This window comes from Paraburkholderia sp. RCC_158 (assembly GCF_041355255.1).
Taxonomy (GTDB): Bacteria; Pseudomonadota; Gammaproteobacteria; order Burkholderiales; family Burkholderiaceae; genus Paraburkholderia; species Paraburkholderia graminis.
The window spans coordinates 265,642-286,892 of sequence record NZ_JBFUPM010000003.1 but is presented as its reverse complement, the minus strand read 5'-3'; the positions used below and the strand labels follow the sequence as shown (position 1 = coordinate 286,892).

Below are 21,251 nucleotides of genomic sequence, written 5' to 3'. Positions count from 1 at the left end.
CTCATTCATAACAAAACATCAAAACATATTGGAGACTCACGGGCCGCTCATGCGGAGCGGGGTCTCTCAGGAGGCTCACGTGTCATCTCAACCCGTCCGATCCGCTTCGAACGCCGCAGCGCTGGCGTTAAACGAAAACGACCTGCAAGCCGCGCTGCAAAACACCAGAGCGCGCCGTTATACGCAACTGATGTTGCTGGTTCTCGCAGCCGGCGCGATCTATCCGATCCTGTATCTGCGGCAGGTTTATCAGCCGACGATGCTCGAAGTGTTTCATATCACCGATAGCCAACTCGGCTATCTGTATTCGTCGCTCGGCACGATTTTTCTGCTGAGCTATCTGCCGAGCGGCTGGCTCGCGGATCGCATCGCGCCGCGCCTATTGATCTGTTTTTCGCTGATCGCGACCGGCGCACTGGGGCTCTGGTATTCGACCGCGCCTTCGTTTCAGATGCTGATGCTGATCTTCGGCGGCTGGGGCTTGTCGACGGGCCTGACGTTCTGGGCCGCTGTCATCAAACGCGTGACGATGATCGCCGGCGCCGACGAGCAAGGCCGCTTCTTCGGTCTGCTCGACGGCGGGCGCGGGCTCATCGAGGCGATGCTCGCGACGGTCGCGATCACGCTCTTCGCATGGGCGACGCAGACGAAGGGCGAGTCAGTCGCCGCGGGTTTCAGAATGGTCGTCTACATGTACGCGTTCTTGTGCATTGCGCTCGGTGTGGTGCTGGTTCTCGTGAAAGACCCGCAAGGCGAGCAGGGCGCGCGTGACGACGCGGCCAATCGCGCTGCGCGCCGGCGCAACAACGTGCTCGCCGATCTCGCCACGCTCGCAAAGATTCCGGAGTTGTGGCTCGTCGCGGCGATCGTGTTCTGCGGCTACCAGGTGTTCTGGGCGACGTATAGCTTTTCCGCCTATCTGCACGAAGGCGAAATCGGCCTGACCGTCGTCATGGCCGGCACGATCACCACGCTCAAACTGTGGATGCGGCCGATTGGCGGCATTGGCGGCGGCTTTCTCGGCGACCGTTACTCGAAGGTATCGGTGCTGGTCATCGCGCTGTTCCTCGCCGCGCTGTCCCTGCTCGGATTGATGGCCGCACCACGCATTGCGAGCCACGTATTGCTGGTGTTCCTCGTGCTGTTCATCGGCATTCTGACCTACGCGATTCGCGGGCTTTACTGGTCGCTGCTGGACCGCTGCAACATCCCCGTTTCGACGATGGGCCTCGCCATCGGCCTCATCTCCGTACTTGGTTATTCGCCCGATGTATTTCTGCCGCTCATCAACGGTTATCTGACGCAAACGTTCCCCGGCGTATTCGGCTATCAGCTGTATTTCGGTTATGTGGCGGCGATGGCTGCGCTCGGCGGTTTTGCGGGGCTCGCGTTGAGAAACATGCTTAACAGGAAAGAGGTTGCGTAAATGAAAGTTGTCTCCCTCGAAACGCATATCGTTGCCGTACCGCCGCCGCACGTGGGCGGCATGTACTGGATCTTCGTCAAGCTGAAAACCGACTGCGGTATTGAAGGCGTCGGCGAAATCTATTCGGCGACGTTTCATCCGAAAGCAATGACGCATATCGTCGACGATGTGTTTGCGCGCTATCTGCTCGACAAGGACCCGCATCATATTGAGCGCTTGTGGCGCGAAGCCTATTCGAGCGGCTTCACGCAACGTCCCGATCTGACGATGATGGGCGTGGTGAGCGGCCTCGAAATGGCGTGCTGGGACATTATCGGCAAGGCGGCAGGCAAGCCGGTTTACGAATTGCTCGGCGGCATGGTGAATCAGCGTCTGCGCTCATACACGTACCTATACCCGAAGAACAGCCGCGGCGAATACGACTACGACGATCCCGATCTTGCCGCCGAATGCGCCGCCGGGAATGTGAAGCGCGGCTTTACCGCGGTGAAGTTCGATCCGGCCGGGCCGTACACGGCGTACTCGGGGCATCAACTGTCGATGGAAGTACTCGACCGCTGCGAGACGTTCTGCCGCCGCGTGCGTGAAGCGGTGGGCAGCAAGGCCGATCTGCTGTTCGGCACGCATGGACAGATGGTGCCTTCATCGGCAATCCGTCTTGCGAAGCGCCTCGAAAAATACGATCCGCTATGGTTCGAGGAACCCGTGCCGCCCGGCCAGGAAGACGCGATGGCGCAAGTCTCGCGGCACACGAGCATTCCGATTGCAGCGGGCGAGCGGCTGACTACCAAGTACGAATTTTTCAAGCTGCTGCAAGCGGGCGCCGCATCGATTCTGCAATTGAACGTGGCGCGCGTGGGCGGTCTGCTCGAAGCGAAGAAAGTGGCCGCGCTCGCCGAGGTGTATTACGCGCAGATCGCACCGCATCTGTACAACGGTCCGATCGGTGCGGCCGCAAGCATTCAATTGGCGACATGCACGCCGAACTTCCTGATTCAGGAAAGCATCGGCACGTGGGACGGTTTTCATGCGGCGGTTTTGAAGAAGCCGATTCAATGGGAAGACGGCTACATCATTCCGTCGCGCGAACCTGGGCTTGGCGTCGAGCTGAACATGGAAGTCGTCGCACAGCACACGCCGTACACGGGCGAGCGTCTGCATCTGCAAATGGCCGCACAACCTGCCGACGTGAAAGATCTCGCGCCGGCCAGGGGTTAGAGCATGAACTACGATTACATCATCGTCGGCGCGGGTTCGGCGGGCTGCATTCTCGCTAATCGCCTGTCGGCGTCGGGCCAATATTCGGTGCTGCTGCTCGAGGCGGGCGGCAAGGACAGTTCGTTCTGGTTCAGGATTCCAGTGGGCTTTACGAAGACCTACTACAACGAAACCTATAACTGGATGTATTACAGCGAGCCGGAAAAAGCGCTGGATAACCGGCCTATTTACTGTCCGCGCGGCAAGGTGCAGGGGGGCTCCGGCTCCATCAACGCGATGATTTACGTGCGCGGGCAAGCGAGCGATTTCGACGATTGGGCGGCAGCGGGCAACTCCGGCTGGGCGTTTCGCGACGTGCTACCGTATTTCCGCAAGCTCGAATCGCATCCGCTTGGCAATACGAAGTATCACGGCGCCGATGGGCCGATCCGCATCTCGCCGATGAAAGACGCCGTGCATCCGATTTGCCACGTCTTTCTGAAGGGCTGCGATCAGGCCGGCTATCAGCGCAGCGACGACTTCAACGGCGCGCAATTCGAAGGCGCCGGTATCTACGATGTGAACACGCGCAATGGTCAGCGCTCGTCGAGCAGCTTCGAGTATCTGCATCCGGCGCTCGCGCGGAAAAATCTCACGATCGAGCATAACGTGCTGGTCGATCGTGTGCTGTTCGACGGCGAGCGGCGCGCGATTGGTGTGAGCGTCACGCAGGAGGGTGTCGTGCGGCGTTTCATGGCGAACCGCGAGGTGATCTTGTGCGCGGGCGCGGTCGATTCGCCGAAGCTCCTGCAACTGTCCGGCGTCGGCGACAGTGCGCTGCTCACGAAGCACGGCATCGCCACCGTCAATGAGTTGCCCGCCGTCGGCCGCAATTTGCAGGACCATTTGTGCGTGAGCTTCTACTACCGCGCGAACGTCAAAACGCTCAACGACGAAATGCGGCCGCTTCTCGGCAAGCTCAAACTTGGGCTGCAATATCTGCTCACGCGCAAGGGGCCGCTTGCAATGAGCGTGAATCAGTCGGGCGGTTTTTTCAAAGGCAGTGAACGCGAGGCGCAGCCGAACCTGCAGCTTTACTTCAATCCGCTGTCGTACCGCATTCCGAAGAGCAGCAAGGCGAATCTCGAACCGGAGCCGTACTCGGGCTTCCTGCTCGCATTCAACCCTTGCCGGCCGACGAGCCGCGGCTCGATCGAAATCGCGTCGAATCGCGCGGCCGACGCCGCGAAGATTCGGCTGAACGCGCTCAGCACACAGAAGGACATCGACGAGGTGATTCAGGGTTGCGAACTCGTGCGCAAGATCATGGGCTCGCCGGCACTGAAGGAGATCACAGTCGAGGAAATCTCGCCGGGGCCGCAGGTCGCGTCGCGCGAGGACTTCCTGCAATATTTCCGCGAGCAGTCCGGCTCGATCTATCACCTGTGCGGCTCGTGCGCGATGGGCGACGATCCGCGGACGTCGGTGGTGGATGCGCGTTTGCGCGTGCACGGCATGGCGGGCTTGCGCGTCGTCGATGCGTCGATCTTCCCGAACATCACGTCCGGCAACATCAATGCGCCGACGATGATGGTCGCGGAGAAGGGCGCCGACATGATTCTCGAAGACGCTGCCGCGCATGCTGCGCGCGAGGCTGAGGTGGCGGAGTGGGCTAGCGCCGCTTGAGGGGTGTCGGCGTTGTGTTGAAGCTGACGAGGACAGCGCGCCGATGCAATGCGATCGGCGCGTTTTTTATCGGCACTCTGTGAAAAACAAACGCGGTTGACGCCGCGCGTTTCACTACACGTTAGACGTCGCCGAGCGGCATCGCCTCCGACCCTTCGAAAGACCGTTCGCCCAGCCAGATTTCCTGTTGCAGCCAGTCGCGAAACAGCGCGACGTGCGGCAGTTCCTCCTGCCCGGCGCGCGTCACGAGCCAGTACGACTGATGGCCGTCGACGTGCACGTTCAGCACCTGCACCAGTTGCCCGTCGGCGAGTTCACGCGCGACCATGTGACGGTCGGCGATCGTCACACCGAGGCCGTCGATGGCGGCACGAATCGCGTGGTCGAGCAGATCGAATTCATAGCCGCCGCGCGTATCCACATTGTCGATTCCGGCCGCCTTCAGCCAGTGTTGCCAGGTCAGGTAACGCTGATCCGCGCTCGCCAATACGTGCAGCAGCGTGAATTCGTTCAGATCGATCGACGCGCGCCCCGCCTGGCGCGCGAGCAGCGCGGGCGCGCAGACGGCGACGTGCCGCTCGTTCATCAACAGACGATTGTCGAAACCTTCCCACTCGCCGTTGCCGAAGCGTATCGCGCAATCGAGCACGCCGGATTCCGCGAGCTTGTCGTCGATGCGCGTCGACAGGCTCAGTTCGAGATGCGGGTGCGCGTCGCGCAGCCGGCCGAGACGCGGCATCAGCCAGCGGCTCGTGAAGGTGGGCGGTGCGTTGATGCGCAGCCGGTTACGATGCGTTTTCTCCTGCAGGCTGCGCACCGTCAGTTCGATACGGTCGAACGATTGCTGCAGCGCCTGCAACAGCACGCGCCCGGCGGCCGACAGTTCGAGATGGTGATGATGGCGTTGCAGCAGCGTCTCGCCGATTTGCGCCTCGAGTTGACGCACTTGCCGGCTCACGGCGCTTTGCGTGACGTTCAGCAATTCCGCGGCGCGCGTGAAGCTGCCGGTGCGGCCAGCCACTTCGAAGGCTTTGAGCGCGTTCAGCGCCGGCATTTTGCGTTTCAAGATGTTCGACCGGGAGAGGGAAGCGCGACGCGCGATGTGCCCGGTATTTTAGCGGCTGGGGAGAGCGAGGCGAGGTGGTTTGGGCGGGTGTTTTTACGGAGGGGACGCGGAGGGAAGGCGTGTCGCGCAGGTGTTTTCGCGGGTTTGAAGAGATGGCGGGCACGGCGAAGCGCGAGATGCGGACTTGCTGCTGAAACGGCTTCCCGCACCGCCAGAGTTCGGCGTCGGGATTCGTGCGAAACGTTCGTTTTTAGACTTGCGGGCAAAAAACGCGCGGCGGCGCCAGCTTGCCCTCTCGATACCAATCAGTCCGCCGTCCGCCGGTCCGCCAGCGCCTTCTCGCAGTCCGCGAGAACCTGCCGGACGAGCCGCGCTTGCGGATCGAGTTCGTCGGTGTCGAGAATTTCCTCGACGGCGTCGCGGGCCCAGTCGGTGTCGACGAAGCGCGCGTGCCGGCGGGCGATTTCCAGCGCGGTGGCCGACAGCTTGGCGATGGCGAGCCAGTCGGCCTCGCGCGCGCGCCGGTCGAGCCATTTGTGGGCGGCCTGCACGTGGAACGCCGCGTCGGGCCAGTCCTCGTTGAGGTAGTAAGCGCCGAGGCTGCCGCATGTGAGCCAGCACAACAGCTCCAGACGGTCCCGCGGACTCAGATGGTGGCGTACATCACTCATGGCGACGCTCGCTGCGGTAAATTGCTTTCCGGGGGAGGCGGCGTGCAGCCGTCCTCCGCATGGATTAACAATATCACGCAGAATTCATCAGCGGCAATTCCCGGGCGTACCCTGGCGCACGCGGGGCGGCGCTTTGTTCGGGCGCTGGTTTAACGGCGGCCCACTCGCCCCGTTGGCACAAAACAGGACACGAGCGCGAGGCGCGCGGCAGCAAGGAGCAGGAGCGGGTAACGAGACGCGCGGCAAGCAACGCGCCCAACCGCGCAGGCACCCGCCGCGCCCCAGCGGAAAACCCGCCAACGCGCTAACGTAACGTTTCCCGTCCACCACCGCATTCACGCCCCATGCTGCAGATTCTCGGCAAACCTACCTCCATCAACGTGCGCAAGGTGCTGTGGACCTGCGCGGAACTCGGGCTCGCGTTCGAACGGGAAGATTGGGGCGCGGGGTTCCGTCCAACCAACGTCCCCGAATTTCTCGCGCTGAATCCGAACGCGATGGTTCCCGTCATCAGGGACGGCGACTTCGTTCTATTGGAGTCGAACTCGATCATCCGCTATCTCGCGGGGCGCTATGGCGGCGAGTGGCTTTATCCGGCCGACCCGCGCGAACGCGCGCGCTGCGACCAGTGGATCGACTGGCAGGCAAGCGAATTGAACCGCTCGTGGAGCTACGCGTTTCTCGCGCTCGTGCGGCAATCGCCGGCTCATCGCGATGCGCAGCAGATCGAGGCGTCGCGCGCGAACTGGGCGAAGCACATGGCAATCGTCGAAGGACAATTGCAGCGCACCGGCGCATTCATCGCGGGCGACGCCTTCTCGCTCGCGGACATTCCGATCGCACTATCGATCAACCGTTGGCTCGAAACCCCAATTGCACGCGACGATCTGCCCGCGGTCGACGCATACATGACGCGCCTTGCGTCGCGCGATGCGTATCGCGAGTACTGCCGCAACGGCACGCCGTAAGCGCGACAGCATCAGCGAACGAGGGGAGAAAAAGCAGAGGAGGAAGCAAACGAGACAAACAATGCGGGGCGCAGCGGCCCCGCATTCTCAAAACGCGGCTAAAACCCGCAAAAACTCAGACCTGAACGAGCCGCGGAATCTGCACGTCGGGATTCACGTCGGCCTCATAGTCGACGCCCGCAATCTCGAAGCCGAACAACCGCAGAAAGTCGGTCTTATAGCCGGCGAAATCCGTGAGTTCGTAGATCGTGTCGTTCGTCACCTGGCCCCACAGCGCTTCCACGCGTTGCTGCACTTCCGGGTCCAGTTCCTTGTAGTCCGCGCGCAAACGGCCTTCTTCGTCGATATGCGGCGCCGCGCCGTACAAGCTGTCCTTATAAAGGCCATAAACCTGCTCGATGCAGCCTTCGTGCGTGCCTTTCTCCTTCATCACCTTGAAGAGCAGCGACAGATAGAGCGGCATCATCGGAATCGCGGAACTCGCCTGCGTGACGACCGCCTTCAGCACCGACACGCGCGCGTCGCCGCCTTTGGCCGCGAGCTTCGCGCGGATATCGAGCACCTTCTGGTCGAGGTCCTTCTTGGCCGCGCCGATCGAGCCGTTCCAGTAAATGTCGTGCGTGATCTTCTCGCCGAGGTAGGTGAACGCGGTGGTCTTCGCGCCGTCCGCGAGCACGCCCGCTTCGAGCAGCGCGTCGATCCACATTTGCCAGTCTTCGCCGCCCATCACCGCGACCGTGTGGTCGATTTCGGTTTGCGTGGCGGGTTCGAGCACGGTTTCCTTGATCACTTCCTTGTCGGTATCGATGCCGCGCAGCGTGACTGCCTTGCCGACCGGCTTGAGCGTGGACGTGAACACCTCGCCGGTTTTCGGATGCGTGCGCTTGGGCGCGGCGAGGCTGTAGACCACGAGGTCGACCTGGCCGAGATCGCGCTTGATGACTTCGATGGTGCGCGCCTTCACTTCGTCGGAAAACGCGTCGCCGTTGATGCTCGTCGCGTAGAGGCCCTCGGCGGCGGCGAACTTCTCGAACGCCGCGCTGTTGTACCAGCCTGCCGTGCCGGCCTTCGATTCACTGCCGCCGCGCTCGAAAAACACGCCGAGCGTGTCCGCGCCGCAGCCGAACGCCGCGCTGATGCGAGCGGCCAGTCCGTAGCCCGTGGATGCGCCGATCACGAGCACCTTCTTCGGACCGTTCGCAATGGGACCGCGTGCCTTGACGTAGTCGATCTGTTCCTTGACGTTGGCCTCGCAGCCCGTCGGATGGGTGGTTACGCAGATGAAGCCACGCACGCGCGGTTTGATGATCATGAAGCACCTCTTGTCGGAATTGGCGACATTATAGTGGCCCGCGCGGCTGCTGGCGCGGCACGCGGGATCGGCTGCGGGGAGCGGCAAACAGGCAGCAGACGAGCAGCACACGAGCGGCGAGCGAGCAACAAACGAGCGGCGAGCCGCGGCGAGAACCGGCAAAGCCGCCGAAAAGCACCGGCAAAGCAGCAACAAACGCACAACAAACCCGTAACAAACCCGCAACAAAGCCACCGCCGTCCCACGGCTGCACGGGCAAAAATCAGCCCAACCCGCACATCTTGGTAGGATTCAGCCTTTTCCCGCAGACGGTAGCCAGCGTGAAGCGCCTTATTCCCCTGATTCTGGAGACACTCGACCGAGGTCTGACCCGCGTGAACCCGCTCGTGGCCGCGGCGCTGTGGCATCTGCGCCATCCGACCCGCCGCGGCGTACTCAAGGCGTGCGCGGCGCTTCCGCTGCTGTTCGTGCTGTATGTGCTGGTCCTGATTCCGTTCACACCGGGCATCGGCGATATTCGCAAGGCGAAGATCGAGCAGCCGGCGCGCATTCTCTCGGCAGACGGCAAACTGCTCGCCGAGTTCAAGCCGTCCAACCGCGAGTGGGTCAAGCTGAAGGACATCTCGCCGAACGTGGTCAATGCGCTGATCGCTACCGAAGACCATCGCTTCTATCAGCATTTCGGGCTCGACTGGCGGCGCACGGCATCGGCCGCGCTGCATACGTTTTCTGGCGACCGGCAGGGCGGCTCGACCATCACGCAGCAACTCGCGCGCAATCTTTATCCCGACGAAATCGGCCGCGCGCCGACGCTCACGCGCAAGCTCAAGGAAGCGATCACGGCCTTCAAGATCGAAGCGCTCTATACGAAGGACGAGATCCTCGAAACCTACCTGAACACCGTGCCGTTTCTGTACAACGCGTACGGCATCGAGATGGCCGCGCGCACGTACTTCGACAAGTCGGCGTCGGAGCTGAACGTGCTCGAAAGCGCGACGCTCGCGGGCATGCTGAAGGGCAACAGCTATTACAACCCGGTGCTCAATCCGGAGCGCGCATTGCAGCGGCGCAATACGGTGCTCGCGCAGATGGTGAAGTTCGGCAAGCTCACGCCCGCCGCGTATCAGACGCTCAGTAAAAAGCCGTTGCGCATCGACTTCGAGCGGCAGACCGAGCCGCCCGGACCCGCGCCGCACTTCGCGCAGCAACTGCGCAAATGGCTTGCGGCATGGGCCGACCGCAACGACTACAACCTGTATTCGGACGGCCTCGTGGTGCGCACCACGATCGATTCGCGTCTGCAGACGATGGCCACGCAGGCGGTCATTTTGCAGGGCAACCAGTTGCAAGGCATCGCGAATGCGGCGTGGGGCAGCCGTGCCGGTTGTTCGAACGGCAAGGACCTGCTCGCGACGTTCCTGCGCGAAACGCCCGACTACCGCGCCGCGAAAGACACGGGCCTCTCCGACGACGACGCGCTCAAGCGCGTGTCGGCGAACCGCGGCCTCGTGCAGTCGGTATGCGAATCGAAAACGCGCGTGCAGGCCGATTTTCTCGCGATGGACCCGCGCAACGGCCAGATCCGCGCGTGGGTCGGCAGCCGCGATTTCAGCCAGGACCCGTTCGATCATGTGCAGCAGGCGCGGCGTCAGCCGGGCTCGACCTTCAAGCCGTTCGTCTACGCGGCGGCCTTCGAGGCGGGCGCGAAACCGTCCGATACCTTGCTCGATCAGCCCGTCGAAATTCAACTCGCGGGCGGCGAAGTCTGGCGTCCGGGCGACGAGGACGAACCGAGCGAGCGGCCCATCACGCTGCGCGACGGCCTCGCGTATTCGCGCAACCGCATCACCGCGCAACTGATGCAGACAGTCGGTCCGAACAAGGTCGCGCGGCTCGCCCGCGCGATGGGCGTGCGCGACAGCCCGCTCGAGGCGGTGCCGTCGCTCGCCCTGGGCACGAGCCCGGTCACGCTGAAGGAAATGGTCTCGGCATACGGCACGATCGCCAACCTCGGCGGATACGTGGAGCCGGTGATGGTCACGCGCATCGAGGACCGCAACGGCGAGGTGCTGGCCGACTTCGCGCCGACGCCGCCGCAGCAGGAACTGTCCGCCGATGCGGCGCGCACGCTCGTCGACGTGATGCGCGACGTCGTCAATCGCGGCACCGGATCGGCGATACGCGGACGCTTCGGCGTGCGCGGCGACGTCGCCGGCAAGACCGGCACGACGCAGGGCAACGCGGACGGCTGGTTCATCCTGATCCATCCGCAACTCGTGGCCGGCGCGTGGGTCGGTTTCAACGACAGCCGCGTGACCTTGCGCAGCGATTACTGGGGGCAGGGGGCGCATAGCGCGCTGCCGATCGTCGGCGATTTTTTCCAGCGCGCGCAGCGCTCGAAGCTCGTCGACACGCGCGTCAAATTCGACACCGAGCACCAGCCTGGCTGGTTCGCCGAGCGTTCGGAGCGGTTGCGGGCGTGGTTCCAGCAACTGTTTCCGTCGACGGCGCCGACGGTCAAGCCGGATGCGGCGGTGACTGCGCGGAATACGACGCGGCGCGCGCCGGTTGAGGTTGTTTCGTCGGAGGCGGGGGCGGCTGCGTCGAGTGCCGCGGCGGCAGCCGCGGCGGCGAGCGAAGACACGCGGGCGCTGCCGCCGTTGCTGACGGCGCCTGGCGCGGCTTCAGGTGCGGCGGTTCTGAATGAGCCGGTCCACGGCGAAGCGCGCGGCGCCGGCACAGCGGCGTCGGCACCGACGCCCACGCCCGACGACGTGATGCCGCCGGATGCGGTGAGCGTCGAAGGTCAGCCGAGCGGAGCAGGTGCGTCGGAGTGACTGTCGACGCAAGCCACGTGAGCGTCGCCTAATACTCCGCCACGCCAGGCCGCCCCGGCGCTTCCCGCTGCGCCGCGCCCGCCGACGTCTCCAGTGCGGTATCGTGATGCAGCAGCAGCGCGGCCGCCGCGCCGACGAGTCCCGCGCCTCCGAGGCACAGGAGGCCCGCGCCGAAGCCGCCGGTGCTGTCCTTGATCCAGCCCATCGCGTAAGGTCCGAAGAAGCCCGCGAGGTTGCCGAGCGAATTGATCGCGGCGATGCCGCCCGCCGCCGCGGCGCCCGAGAGGAACGCGGCCGGCAGCGTCCAGATAACGGGCAGGCAGCCGAAAATGCCGAAGCCGGCGATCGACAGCGCGATCATTTTTTGCACCGGATTATCGAGCCCCGCCGACGCCGCGATGCCAACCGCGGCCACCGTCAGCGCGAAAGCGACATGGCGTTTGCGTTCGAGCTTGCGGTCCGAATGACGTCCCCAATAGACCATGCTGATCACGCCGACGATATACGGCAACGACGTCACGAAGCCCGTCTGCAAGTTGGTCAAGCCGAACGACTTCACGATCTGCGGCAGGAAAAAGCTCAAGCCATAATTCGTTGCGTTTGCACCGAAGTAGATGAGCGCGATGGCAAGCACCCGCCGATTGAAAAGCGCTTCCTTCACGCTGAATGCATGCGCGGCCTCGCGATGTTCGCGCTCCTGCTTCTGACGCGCGACGAGCCATTCGCGTTCGTCGTCGGCAAGCCAGGTTGCGTCGGCCGGCTTGTCGGTCAGGTAGAACCAGACCGCGAACGCGAGCAGCAGCGCGGGCGCCGCTTCGATCAGATAAACCCATTGCCAGCCGGCGAGCCCGCCGAAGCCATCCATGGAGAGCAGGGCGCCAGAAATGGGCCCGCCTATCACCGTGGATAACGGAATCGCCGCCATGAAATAGCCGACCACGCGGCCGCGATAGGCGGCCGGAAACCACAATGTGAGCAGGAAGATGACGCCGGGAAAGAAGCCCGCTTCAGCCACGCCGAGCAGAACGCGCAAGCCGTAAAAAACATGCGCCGCCGAAAACCCCGTGTATTGCGCGATATGTGGGATATACGCCATCGCGCCGGCGAGCAGGCCCCACGTGAACATGATTCTCGCGATCCAGCGACGCGCGCCGAATTTCTCGAGTAGCAGGTTGGACGGCACTTCGAAAAAAAAGTACGCGATAAAGAAAATCCCCGCGCCGAAGCCGAATGCACTCGCGGAAAGGCCGAGCGCCTTGTTCATCTGCAGCGCGGCGAAGCCGACGTTCACGCGGTCCAGATAGGCGATGAAATAGCAGACGATCAGGAACGGCACGAGCCGAACCGTCACACGTTTCATGGTACGTGCTTCGAGTTCCATCGATGTCTCCTCCAGTTCATTGTCCGGATGGTTCAGAAGATGCCGTTACAGACTAGTCGCTCGGCCACGTTTCGGGAAGTGCTTTAAACAGTCCGCGCGCGCCAATGCGTCGAGGCCGCGGTCAGTAAGCGCACGCGGATTGTTCGGGCGAAGGCAACAGTGTTTTCGACCCATGAGGCTGATCTCCAGCGGCAGATTCAGGATAATTCGATTCGCGGAAAAACCATCTAACCGATCTGCGACGACTCCGTCGGCGGATCACGCAACGATCAGCAAACTCAGGTACATCATGTTGAATAAGCTACGCGATTGGGCGCGCGTCGCTCTCGCAGCGCTCGCGACAGGCGGCGCGCTTGCCGGCTGCGCATCGTCGACGCATGTCGTCGCAACCGATAAACCCGGCACGTACACGGTCGCGGCGAGCGCGACGGGCGGGCGCATGGCATGGGCCCGCGCACACGGCGAGGCGCTGAACGAAGCGCGCGATTACTGCGAGCGCCTCGGCATGCAAAGCAGTGTCAAGGAAGAATCGGTGAGCGGGGTGGCGATGCTGACGACGCACGCGTCTTCGCTGAACTTCGAATGTCATCCGAAGTTCTAGAACGAAGCGCGTGCGGCAGGGGTGTTGCGCGGTTGGCGCTGCGGTTGCCGCTTATTTTGCGGCTTATTGGTAGCTTATTTCTTGTGGTCGAATGTGACGAGCTTGTTGTCGTTTGAGTCGGCCACGAAAATGGCGAGGAGGCGGGCCGGCTCTGTATCGCTCGCATTTTCGCTGACGGTGTGATGCGCGCCCGGCTTCTCGATCCAGTGCTCGCCCGCATGGAAGACCTGCGCTTCCTTGCCGTCGACGCCGCTGCGAATTGCGCCCGACAACACATACGCGACCACGAAAGCCTTTCCGTGCCGATGCGGCGACGACTTGCCGCCCGGCGCGTAATCGACCACCAGCGCAGTCATTTTCTTGCCGGGCACGTTGGCGATCGCTTCGGCGAAGGCGGGCGTGATGGTCTCCGCAGCGGCGGCGGCAGCGGCGGCGGCTTGGCCGGTTGAGTCGGCGGCAAGCGCGGCTTGCGAGGTGGCGAGCATGCCGAAACCGGCGAACGTTGCCGCGGCGATCAGGGTACGTAGTTTCATTGCGTCATCTCCGAGTCTGCGTCTTCATGTTGTGCGGCGTCTGCGTTATTCGCATGCGAAGCCGCGTTTGCCGAATTGGCCCAGCTAGCCGCCACCGCCGATAATTCGTCGCGTGCGCGTTCGAGCGCTTCGGCTCGTGCTTCCTGATTCGCGAACTGCAACGGCTGGGCATCGACGAACGTCGGCGCCGCGACGCCGAGAAATCCGAACGCGGCTTTGAGCGCGGGCGTGAGCGCGTCCATCGACGCGTACGGCGAGCCCGGCCGCAAGTCCGCGCCGCGGCTCGTGATGAACAGCACTTTCTTGCCCGCGAGCTGGCCGACGATGCGGCCGTCGTCGCCATGCTTATAGGTAACGCCGGCGCGCGAAATCGCGTCGACGAACGTCTTGAATGCGGACGGCATCGACCAGTTGTACATGGGCATCGCGAACACGAGCGCATCGGCGGCGAGCACGCGCTGGCAGAGCGCATCCGACGCCGCGAGCCGCGCCTTCATGGCCGGCGTGCGCTCGTGCGGCGCCGCGTAGATTGCGATCGCGAACGCTTCGTCGACGTGCGACGGCGTATCGACGGAGACATCGAGATAATCGACTTCCAGGTCCGGGTGCCCGACGCGCAGACGTTCCACAAAAAAACGGCTCAACGCCCGCGAGTTCGAACGCTCGCGTTTCGCGCTGGCATCGACATGCATGAGTTTCATCGTCGGTTCCTTCAGGGTTGAATGGGTGATGTCAGATTAGAGCCTGGAGTGGCTTTGGGAAATGACCGGTTTTTGGGAAATTGAGGTGGCCAGTTCGCGTCGGCGGGCGGACATTTCTAAAAAGCTCCGCCATGCGATTTGTTGATAATTTATCTTATGTCAAATCAACTATTCGACGGCGCGCATAGTTCATCACCTCCGATCCATCAGGCACTGCGGTGCAGCGCTTCTAACCGTCGCGTATGATTGTTAGCCCATTCCGGCGACGTACCCTATCCCATCCGATGTTCGACCTTCAGACCAGCCACGCCACGCTGCGCATTTTCGATGCGGTAAGAGCCCTCGCTTTCATCGGCGATCTGAGCATGGGACAGCCGACCGATCATTCGTTGCGCACGGGTTGGCTGGCAGTACGGCTCGCACAAGCGGCCGGACTCGAGGCCTCGGCCTGCGACGCGGTCCGCGAGGTGTCGCTGCTACGTTGGTCGGGTTGCACGGCAAACGCGGCAGGGTTCGCAACAGTGTTCGGCGACGACATCGCGGTCCGGACCGCGATGCTCGAGAGCAGGCCCGGCATCGCGGAGACGATTGGCGGCGTCGGCGCCGCGATGATGCCTCTCGCGCAAACTCACTGCGAAGTATCCGGCGAGGTCGCGCGAATAATGGGGCTTTCGAGTGGGACCGAAACGGCGCTGCGCCACATTTTCGAAACCTGGGACGGCAGCGGCTTGCCCGCACAACTCGCCCGCGACGCGGTGCCGATATCCGTACTCGTCGTCGCGCTTGCTGGCGATCTGGAGGTGTTCAGCCGCACATATGGAGTCGAAGCGGCGCTTGCGCTGATCGAAGAACGCGCCGGCACGCGGTATCCGGAGAGCCTCGTCGCAGTCGCGACACGCCACGCCGGCAGTTGGCTGACGGAACTGGAGCGCCAGGCGCTGGATGATTTTGACGTCGTGCTCGCGACAGCCGATATGCAACGGACCACGTCGGCGGAATTGATCGCCGACATCATCGATCTGAAATTGCCGTGGATGACAGGCTTTTCACGTGCGGTCGCAATGACGGCCGCCGAATGCTACGCACGATTCACGTCGGATGACGCAGCAGGCGCGCTTGTCTATCGGGCTGGATTGATTCATGGCATCGGCAGGGCCGCCGTGCCCAACGAAGTGTGGAACCTACCTACTCGCTTGTCGCCGAGCGCCTGGGAAAAGGTGCGGCTCGTGCCCTACTGGACGGAGCGCGCCGGCAAGCAAACCGGCTCGCTCGGCGAAGCCACCGTGCTTGCGTCCCATGCGTACGAGCGGCAAGACGGCTCCGGGTACTTTCGCGGCGTGCGCGACCCGGCATTGACGTTGGAGGCTCGCGTGCTGGCTGCGTCGGTGGCATGGGTTGCGTTGCGCTCGACGCGCCCGTGGCGCGCCGCGCTGACCGATGAGGCGGCCGGACGCTTGCTGCAAGACGAGGCTGCCAATGGCCGGCTATGCCGCGAGGTGGTGGACGCGCTGGTGGCGGAACGGGTCCCCGTCGCAAGGCGCGCGGCAAGAAGTGTGTCACATGGTCCGCGTCTGTCTGCGAGAGAGATCGACGTCCTGCGTGCGATCTCGCGAGGTGCGAGCAACAAGCAAGCCGCGCAGGAATTGACGATGAGTCCGAGCACGGTGCGCACCCACGTCGAGAGCGTGTTTCGCAAGCTCGAGTGTTCGACACGCGCGGCAGCAACACTCAAGGCGTCGACGATGGGCTTGATCTAGATGCATGGCGTTGCCCTGCCCTCAGCGAGACGATCCGGCCAGCACAATGTCCGGGACGCCGCCCGCCTGGACCGTGAGATAGACAACATCCTCATTCGTCTCGTTCTTGACGTGGTGAACGGTGCCCGGATCAACCGAGTAAAATTCGCGCACCTCGGTGCTCTGAACCTGACCGTCGATATTCAACTCGACGGTCAAGACGCCCCGGATCACGAGAAACCGGTCACTGACATTCGTGTGGTGATGCCACTGCGTTTCACCGCCGGCTTGAACCGTCGTTTGCAGGATCGAGCACCCTTCCTCGCGCAATAGCGTCTTGTACTGCACCTTGCCGTTGGCAAGCGGAATATCGTTGTCATTCATTTCATTCTCCGATGCGAGTCAGTAGCGTGTTGTGTCGCCGCGGCTCCAACGGCATCATGGCAGCCGACTGATCGCTGAGGTATCGGTCGAATGACCGATACGCGCGAGCGTGCCTCTAAAGCACGTTTCCGTTCCAGTCGAAAGAAGCCGGAATAGCGAAATTCTGCGCGCCCGAAAACACCTTGACGCAAAGCGAAGCCGGTTTTCAAGCCCAGCGAGATACTCCGCTGTCCGAATCAATCTGTTAATCAGGCTTTACACGTGTGTCGCAGTGACGAACCAGCGCCTCCCATCCCGCCATCGTCATCTCAGCGACGGCCTGGAGTTCTGCTCTTTCGGCGCCGTCCCGCGCCCGGATCGCCATACCGCTTTGTACTGTTTGCAGGAACCTCGCGAGTTTCACTATATCCACGGATTCCGGCAACTCACCCTCGGCAACGGCCCTTTCCAGGCGCGACACGAGCACATCAAACGCTCCACCTCGCGCGGCCCGCATCAAGTCGCCGAGCTCGGCATGGCCGTCGCTCCCGACGCTCCCCAGTGTGACCATGCAGCCGTGTGGCAGACCGCAATCTGCCCCAGTCATCGCCGCGGCTGAGTCCCACAGATAGGCGAACGCCGCTTCGCGCGCTGTGACCGCCTTGCGAAAGCTTCCCAGCACCAGATGCTCGTAGGTCTCCGAGTAAAACCGCATCGCTTCGGCATATAGCTCGTCTTTCGATCCGAAAGCGGCATAGAGGCTGGTCGGGCCGACGCCGAGCGCATTGGTCAGGTCTGCGATTGAGGTCGCCTCATAACCCTTGATCCAGAAAAGTCTCATGGCTTGCGCCAATGCAGCCTCGCGATCGAAAGCGCGTGGCCTGCCGCGGCCACGAAGTGGGCGTCCAACGGTGCTCGGAGATCTCTCTGATTTTTTTTGCATCGATCACTACACAAATATCTTGACTGTCTGTGCCGCCGATTCTACCATTTATGCATCGATCACTACATAAAAGGCGGACAATGAATAACAATCTAGTCGGAAAACGGGCATTGGTCACCGGCGGCTCCCGGGGCATCGGCGCCGCGATCGCACTTGCGCTTGCAGAAGAAGGCGCGGACGTTGCGCTAACGTTTCAGAACTCAGCCGAGCGCGCGCAGGCAGTCGTGGCGTCAATCGAGAAGCTAGGCCGCCGCGGTGTCGCGATCCAAGCCGACATTGCCGATCCGGCCGCCATCAGGCGATCGGTCGATGAGGCCGTTGGCGCGCTGGGTGGGCTCGACATTCTCGTCAACAACGCTGCCATCGCTCGCTACAACACGATCGCCGACTTCGACCTGGCGGACATCGACGCTCTCCTTGCGGTCAACATCCGCGGTCCCATTCTCGCGACGCAGGCAGCCATCCCTCACCTCAAAGCGGGCGGTCGGATCATCACGATCGGCTCCGCCGGAGCTGATCGCATCGTGGGCGCAGCGGGAACGGTCTACTACATGACCAAGTCCGCACTACAGTCGTTCACACGCGGGCTGGCCCAGGAACTGGGCCCGAAAGACATCACTGCCAACCTCGTTCAACCGGGCTCGACCGATACCGAAATGAACCCGGCTAATGGCGAGAGCGCGGACTTCCAGCGCAGCCTCGCGCCGCTCGGGCGCTTCGCCGCGCCGGCTGACATCGCTGCGGCCGTCACTTTTCTTGCAAGCCCGGCGGCAAGGCATGTCACGGGAACAATTCTCACGGTCGACGGGGGCTTGCTGACTTAGGTCGGTAATGCACGATTTTTCGGCGCTCCAAAATTGCCGAGTGCATACATCCCAACAATGCATCCACGCTCACCAATCCAGAAAACAATTTGACGGCATCACCGGCTCGTATATGCTGGTTAACAGGCGATCGTGATACCGCCGTCGGAAAACACGTTCATCACTTTTTCCGACGCAGCGAATACACGATCCATCCGACGCGCAGCTTCTGTCAATGCCCCGTGCGATCAAGGCAGCGCGTTCAATACGTTCAACGTCGCTAATCGAGTGTCATCGTGAGAGTCCGTGGCCCTTTGGTGAGATGGAACCGCAGTCACGCGAGTTGTCCGCGCGCTGACGGCGCCATCGCCAACGGCAGCAGCGGCAGCCTTGCGTTCCGCCGCTTCCTGTCCGTCTTCAAGATCGTCTTTACAATCATCTCCCGCCGTTCAGTTCGGCGTCACAACTCTATCTCCGCGCGCGCCTTCATCGCGGTGCGTACAGACGAAGTCGCGTCGCTGTTGCCCTAGCGCCTCCCTCCTTTTTGCCGTTCGATCCGTCCGTCTGCGTGAACGCGTTCGCCTGAATCGCGCGTTTGCTTGCGTGCGGCGTTGCCTGACGTCCATCCGTCGCGCACGCGTGCGCCCGCTCGCGCATCGCGGCGGGCGGCATCGAACGGCTCATCAGATCGTCACGCGCGGCGCGTTCCGTTGACGGCGACCGCCTGCCCTGCTCCGAAGCCTTGAAGCAGGCCGTGCGGCCGCGAACTCGCGCCCCGCCGTGTTTCGAAGAATGTCGCGCCGCATTTCGCGGCCGGATAAACACATCTATTCGTTATGCGAACTAAACCACTGGTTGCCATCAGCGCCGACAGAACGACGACAGGCATGCATCCATCACACGTGGCCGGCGAAAAATACATCGCGGCGATCGTGGACGGCTCGCGAGCGCTCGCCATGCTGCTGCCCGCGTTCGGCGAGCGTCAATCGGCGCAAGACGTGCTGGCCGCAGTCGACGGCCTCCTCTTCACCGGCAGCTATTCAAATGTCGAGCCGCACCGCTACGGCGGCGAGCCGCACGAACCGGACACGCTCTACGACGCGGCCCGCGACTCAACGACGCTGCCTTTGCTGCGCGCCGCAATCGAAGCGGGCGTGCCCGTACTCGCCGTATGCCGAGGGTTCCAGGAAATGAACGTGGCATTCGGCGGAACGTTGCACCAAAGCGTGCATACGAGTGCGGGCTTTGCCGACCATCGCGAGAACAAGGCAGACAGCCTCGACGTGCAATACGCGCCCTCTCATTCTATTTCTCTCGCGCCAGGCGGCTTATTGCAGCGCCTCGCATGCGGCGCAAATGAAGCGCGCGTGAATTCATTGCACGGCCAGGGCATCGAGCGATTGGGCGCGGGCCTCGCGATTGAAGCCACCGCGCCGGACGGGCTGATCGAAGCGGTCAGCGTAAAAAACGCGCGTGCTTTCGCGCTTGGCGTGCAGTGGCACCCCGAGTGGAAGCATGCGAGCGACGCGCTCTCCACCGCGATTTTTCGTGCGTTCGGCGACGCGTGCCGCAACCGGCTACGCATGACGACGAGTTACGGCGCGTCATCCGTCGCCGCGAAGCAAGGCTAACAGTAGCGCTATAAAACCGAGAGAAAAATCATGCATGACATCGACGATTTTCTGAAGAAGCACCATGTGACTGAAATCGAAGCGATCATTCCCGACATGGCCGGCATCGCGCGCGGCAAGATCATTCCGCGCAGCAAGTTCGAATCCGGCGAGTCGATGCGCTTGCCGCAAGCGGTAATGATCCAGACCGTCACCGGCGATTATCCGGACGACGGCACGCTGACCGGCGTCACCGACCCCGACATGGTGTGCGTTCCGGACGCCACGACAATCCGGATGATTCCCTGGGCCGTCGATCCAACCGCTCAGGTGATCCACGACTGCGTGCACTTCGACGGCACGCCCGTTGCCATCTCGCCGCGCCGCGCGTTGCGCCGTGTGCTGGAGCTGTATCGCGCGAAAGGCTGGAAGCCCGTCATCGCGCCCGAACTCGAGTTCTATCTGGTCGACATGAACAAGGACCCGGACCTGCCCTTGCAACCGCCGATTGGCCGAACCGGACGTCCCGAGACCGGACGCCAGTCCTATTCGATCGAAGCGGTCAACGAGTTCGACCCGCTCTTCGAAGATATTTACGAGTACTGCGAGGTGCAGGAACTCGAAGTCGATACGCTGATTCACGAAGTGGGCGCCGCGCAAATGGAGATCAACTTCATGCATGGCGATCCGTTGAAACTCGCGGACAGCGTGTTCCTCTTCAAGCGCACGGTGCGTGAAGCCGCCTTGCGTCACAAGATGTACGCGACGTTCATGGCGAAGCCAATGGAAAGCGAGCCGGGGTCGGCGATGCATATGCACCAGAGCCTCGTCGATGAAGAAACCGGCCGCAATCTTTTCACCGCCGCGGACGGCAAGCCGACCTCGCTTTTCACGAGCTATATCGCCGGTTTGCAGAAATACACGCCGGCATTGATGCCGATTTTCGCGCCGTACATCAACTCGTATCGGCGGCTGTCGCGCTTCATGGCCGCGCCGATCAACGTCGCGTGGGGCTACGACAACCGCACAGTCGGCTTTCGTATTCCGCATTCCGGGCCCGCCGCGCGCCGCATAGAAAACCGCATTCCGGGCGTGGATTGCAACCCGTACCTTGCGATTGCGGCGACGCTCGCGGCCGGCTATCTGGGCATCACGCAAAGACTCGAAGCCACCGAGCCGCTGCTTAGCGACGGCTATGAATTGCCCTATCAATTGCCGCGCAATCTCGAAGAGGGTCTAACGTTGATGAGCGCATGCGAACCCATTGCCGAAGTACTCGGCGAAAAATTCGTGAAGGCCTACCTCGCATTGAAAGAGACCGAATACGAAGCGTTTTTCCGCGTGATCAGTTCGTGGGAACGCCGGCATTTGCTGCTGCACGTCTAACGCACACAAAGCCAACAAGCCAAACACTGGA

At 62.5% G+C, this 21,251-nt stretch carries 19 protein-coding genes; 11 read left to right on the top strand and 8 right to left on the bottom strand.

Annotated elements, in window-relative coordinates; translation table 11 throughout:
- Positions 1-79 precede the first annotated feature (79 nt).
- From AB6809_RS08310 to AB6809_RS08300, 3 genes are read left to right on the top strand one after another with little or no spacing between them, the layout of a single operon-like run.
- The gene (locus AB6809_RS08310) at positions 80-1,426 is read left to right on the top strand and encodes a nitrate/nitrite transporter (protein ID WP_371026335.1); all 1,347 of its coding nucleotides are present in this window, start codon (positions 80-82) and stop codon (positions 1,424-1,426) included.
- Complete coding sequence (locus tag AB6809_RS08305; RefSeq protein ID WP_371026333.1) at positions 1,427-2,644, top strand: mandelate racemase/muconate lactonizing enzyme family protein; 1,218 nt, start codon at positions 1,427-1,429, stop codon at positions 2,642-2,644.
- A 3-nt stretch (positions 2,645-2,647) separates the two neighbouring features.
- Positions 2,648-4,309 (top strand): GMC family oxidoreductase, encoded by a 1,662-nt coding sequence (locus tag AB6809_RS08300; protein WP_371026332.1) that lies wholly within the window; start codon positions 2,648-2,650, stop codon positions 4,307-4,309.
- Positions 4,310-4,430: 121 nt separating this feature from the next.
- Here AB6809_RS08300 and AB6809_RS08295 read toward each other — a convergent pair whose 3' ends face one another.
- Together AB6809_RS08295 and AB6809_RS08290 are read right to left on the bottom strand one after the other, a co-directional pair.
- Positions 4,431-5,363 (bottom strand): LysR substrate-binding domain-containing protein, encoded by a 933-nt coding sequence (locus AB6809_RS08295; RefSeq protein ID WP_006049024.1) that lies wholly within the window; start codon positions 5,361-5,363, stop codon positions 4,431-4,433.
- 317 nt (positions 5,364-5,680) lie between these two features.
- A complete protein-coding gene (locus AB6809_RS08290; protein WP_006049025.1) occupies positions 5,681-6,046 on the bottom strand; it encodes a hypothetical protein in 366 nt (121 codons plus the stop codon).
- Between the two features lie 344 nt (positions 6,047-6,390).
- Between AB6809_RS08290 and AB6809_RS08285 the strand changes: the two genes are divergently transcribed.
- Positions 6,391-7,014: a glutathione S-transferase family protein gene (locus AB6809_RS08285; protein WP_371026330.1), complete on the top strand. Its 624-nt coding sequence runs from the start codon at positions 6,391-6,393 to the stop codon at positions 7,012-7,014.
- Between the two features lie 115 nt (positions 7,015-7,129).
- On the opposite strand, the gene fabV is transcribed toward AB6809_RS08285, so the two are convergent.
- The gene (gene fabV, locus AB6809_RS08280) at positions 7,130-8,326 is read right to left on the bottom strand and encodes an enoyl-ACP reductase FabV (protein WP_006049027.1); all 1,197 of its coding nucleotides are present in this window, start codon (positions 8,324-8,326) and stop codon (positions 7,130-7,132) included.
- 320 nt (positions 8,327-8,646) lie between these two features.
- Between fabV and AB6809_RS08275 the strand changes: the two genes are divergently transcribed.
- The gene (locus AB6809_RS08275; protein ID WP_371026329.1) at positions 8,647-11,163 is read left to right on the top strand and encodes a penicillin-binding protein 1A; all 2,517 of its coding nucleotides are present in this window, start codon (positions 8,647-8,649) and stop codon (positions 11,161-11,163) included.
- Between the two features lie 28 nt (positions 11,164-11,191).
- Here the strand turns inward: AB6809_RS08275 and AB6809_RS08270 are convergent, their stop codons facing one another.
- Complete coding sequence (locus AB6809_RS08270; RefSeq protein ID WP_029968461.1) at positions 11,192-12,544, bottom strand: MFS transporter; 1,353 nt, start codon at positions 12,542-12,544, stop codon at positions 11,192-11,194.
- Between the two features lie 289 nt (positions 12,545-12,833).
- Here AB6809_RS08270 and AB6809_RS08265 point away from each other — a divergent pair, with 289 nt between their 5' ends.
- Positions 12,834-13,145, top strand: coding sequence for a hypothetical protein (locus tag AB6809_RS08265; RefSeq protein WP_006049030.1), 312 nt, complete (start codon positions 12,834-12,836; stop codon positions 13,143-13,145).
- Positions 13,146-13,219: 74 nt separating this feature from the next.
- Here the strand turns inward: AB6809_RS08265 and AB6809_RS08260 are convergent, their stop codons facing one another.
- Both AB6809_RS08260 and AB6809_RS08255 read right to left on the bottom strand, forming a co-directional pair.
- A complete protein-coding gene (locus AB6809_RS08260; protein ID WP_371026328.1) occupies positions 13,220-13,678 on the bottom strand; it encodes a cupin domain-containing protein in 459 nt (152 codons plus the stop codon).
- On the bottom strand, positions 13,675-14,379 hold the full coding sequence (locus AB6809_RS08255; protein WP_371026327.1) for an FMN-dependent NADH-azoreductase: 705 nt from the start codon (positions 14,377-14,379) through the stop codon (positions 13,675-13,677). The genes AB6809_RS08260 and AB6809_RS08255 overlap by 4 nt, the downstream gene beginning before the upstream one ends.
- A gap of 284 nt (positions 14,380-14,663) precedes the next feature.
- Between AB6809_RS08255 and AB6809_RS08250 the strand changes: the two genes are divergently transcribed.
- A complete protein-coding gene (locus tag AB6809_RS08250) occupies positions 14,664-16,136 on the top strand; it encodes an HD domain-containing phosphohydrolase (protein ID WP_371026326.1) in 1,473 nt (490 codons plus the stop codon).
- A 21-nt stretch (positions 16,137-16,157) separates the two neighbouring features.
- On the opposite strand, the gene AB6809_RS08245 is transcribed toward AB6809_RS08250, so the two are convergent.
- Together AB6809_RS08245 and AB6809_RS08240 are read right to left on the bottom strand one after the other, a co-directional pair.
- Positions 16,158-16,499: a cupin domain-containing protein gene (locus AB6809_RS08245; protein ID WP_006049034.1), complete on the bottom strand. Its 342-nt coding sequence runs from the start codon at positions 16,497-16,499 to the stop codon at positions 16,158-16,160.
- 244 nt (positions 16,500-16,743) lie between these two features.
- Positions 16,744-17,319: a TetR/AcrR family transcriptional regulator gene (locus AB6809_RS08240; protein WP_371026325.1), complete on the bottom strand. Its 576-nt coding sequence runs from the start codon at positions 17,317-17,319 to the stop codon at positions 16,744-16,746.
- Between the two features lie 182 nt (positions 17,320-17,501).
- Between AB6809_RS08240 and AB6809_RS08235 the strand changes: the two genes are divergently transcribed.
- The 4 genes from AB6809_RS08235 (at position 17,502) to AB6809_RS08220 (ending at position 21,220) form a co-directional block, all read left to right on the top strand.
- Positions 17,502-18,245, top strand: coding sequence for an SDR family NAD(P)-dependent oxidoreductase (locus AB6809_RS08235; protein ID WP_371026324.1), 744 nt, complete (start codon positions 17,502-17,504; stop codon positions 18,243-18,245).
- A 275-nt stretch (positions 18,246-18,520) separates the two neighbouring features.
- Positions 18,521-18,754, top strand: a complete 234-nt coding sequence (locus AB6809_RS08230; protein ID WP_321175803.1) for a hypothetical protein — start codon at positions 18,521-18,523, stop codon at positions 18,752-18,754.
- 306 nt (positions 18,755-19,060) lie between these two features.
- Positions 19,061-19,855 carry a gamma-glutamyl-gamma-aminobutyrate hydrolase family protein gene (locus AB6809_RS08225; RefSeq protein WP_371026323.1) on the top strand — a complete coding sequence of 265 codons (795 nt, stop codon included), beginning with the start codon at positions 19,061-19,063 and terminating at the stop codon, positions 19,853-19,855.
- 30 nt (positions 19,856-19,885) lie between these two features.
- Positions 19,886-21,220, top strand: a complete 1,335-nt coding sequence (locus tag AB6809_RS08220) for a glutamine synthetase family protein (RefSeq protein ID WP_371026322.1) — start codon at positions 19,886-19,888, stop codon at positions 21,218-21,220.
- The last annotated feature ends 31 nt before the right edge of the window (positions 21,221-21,251 follow it).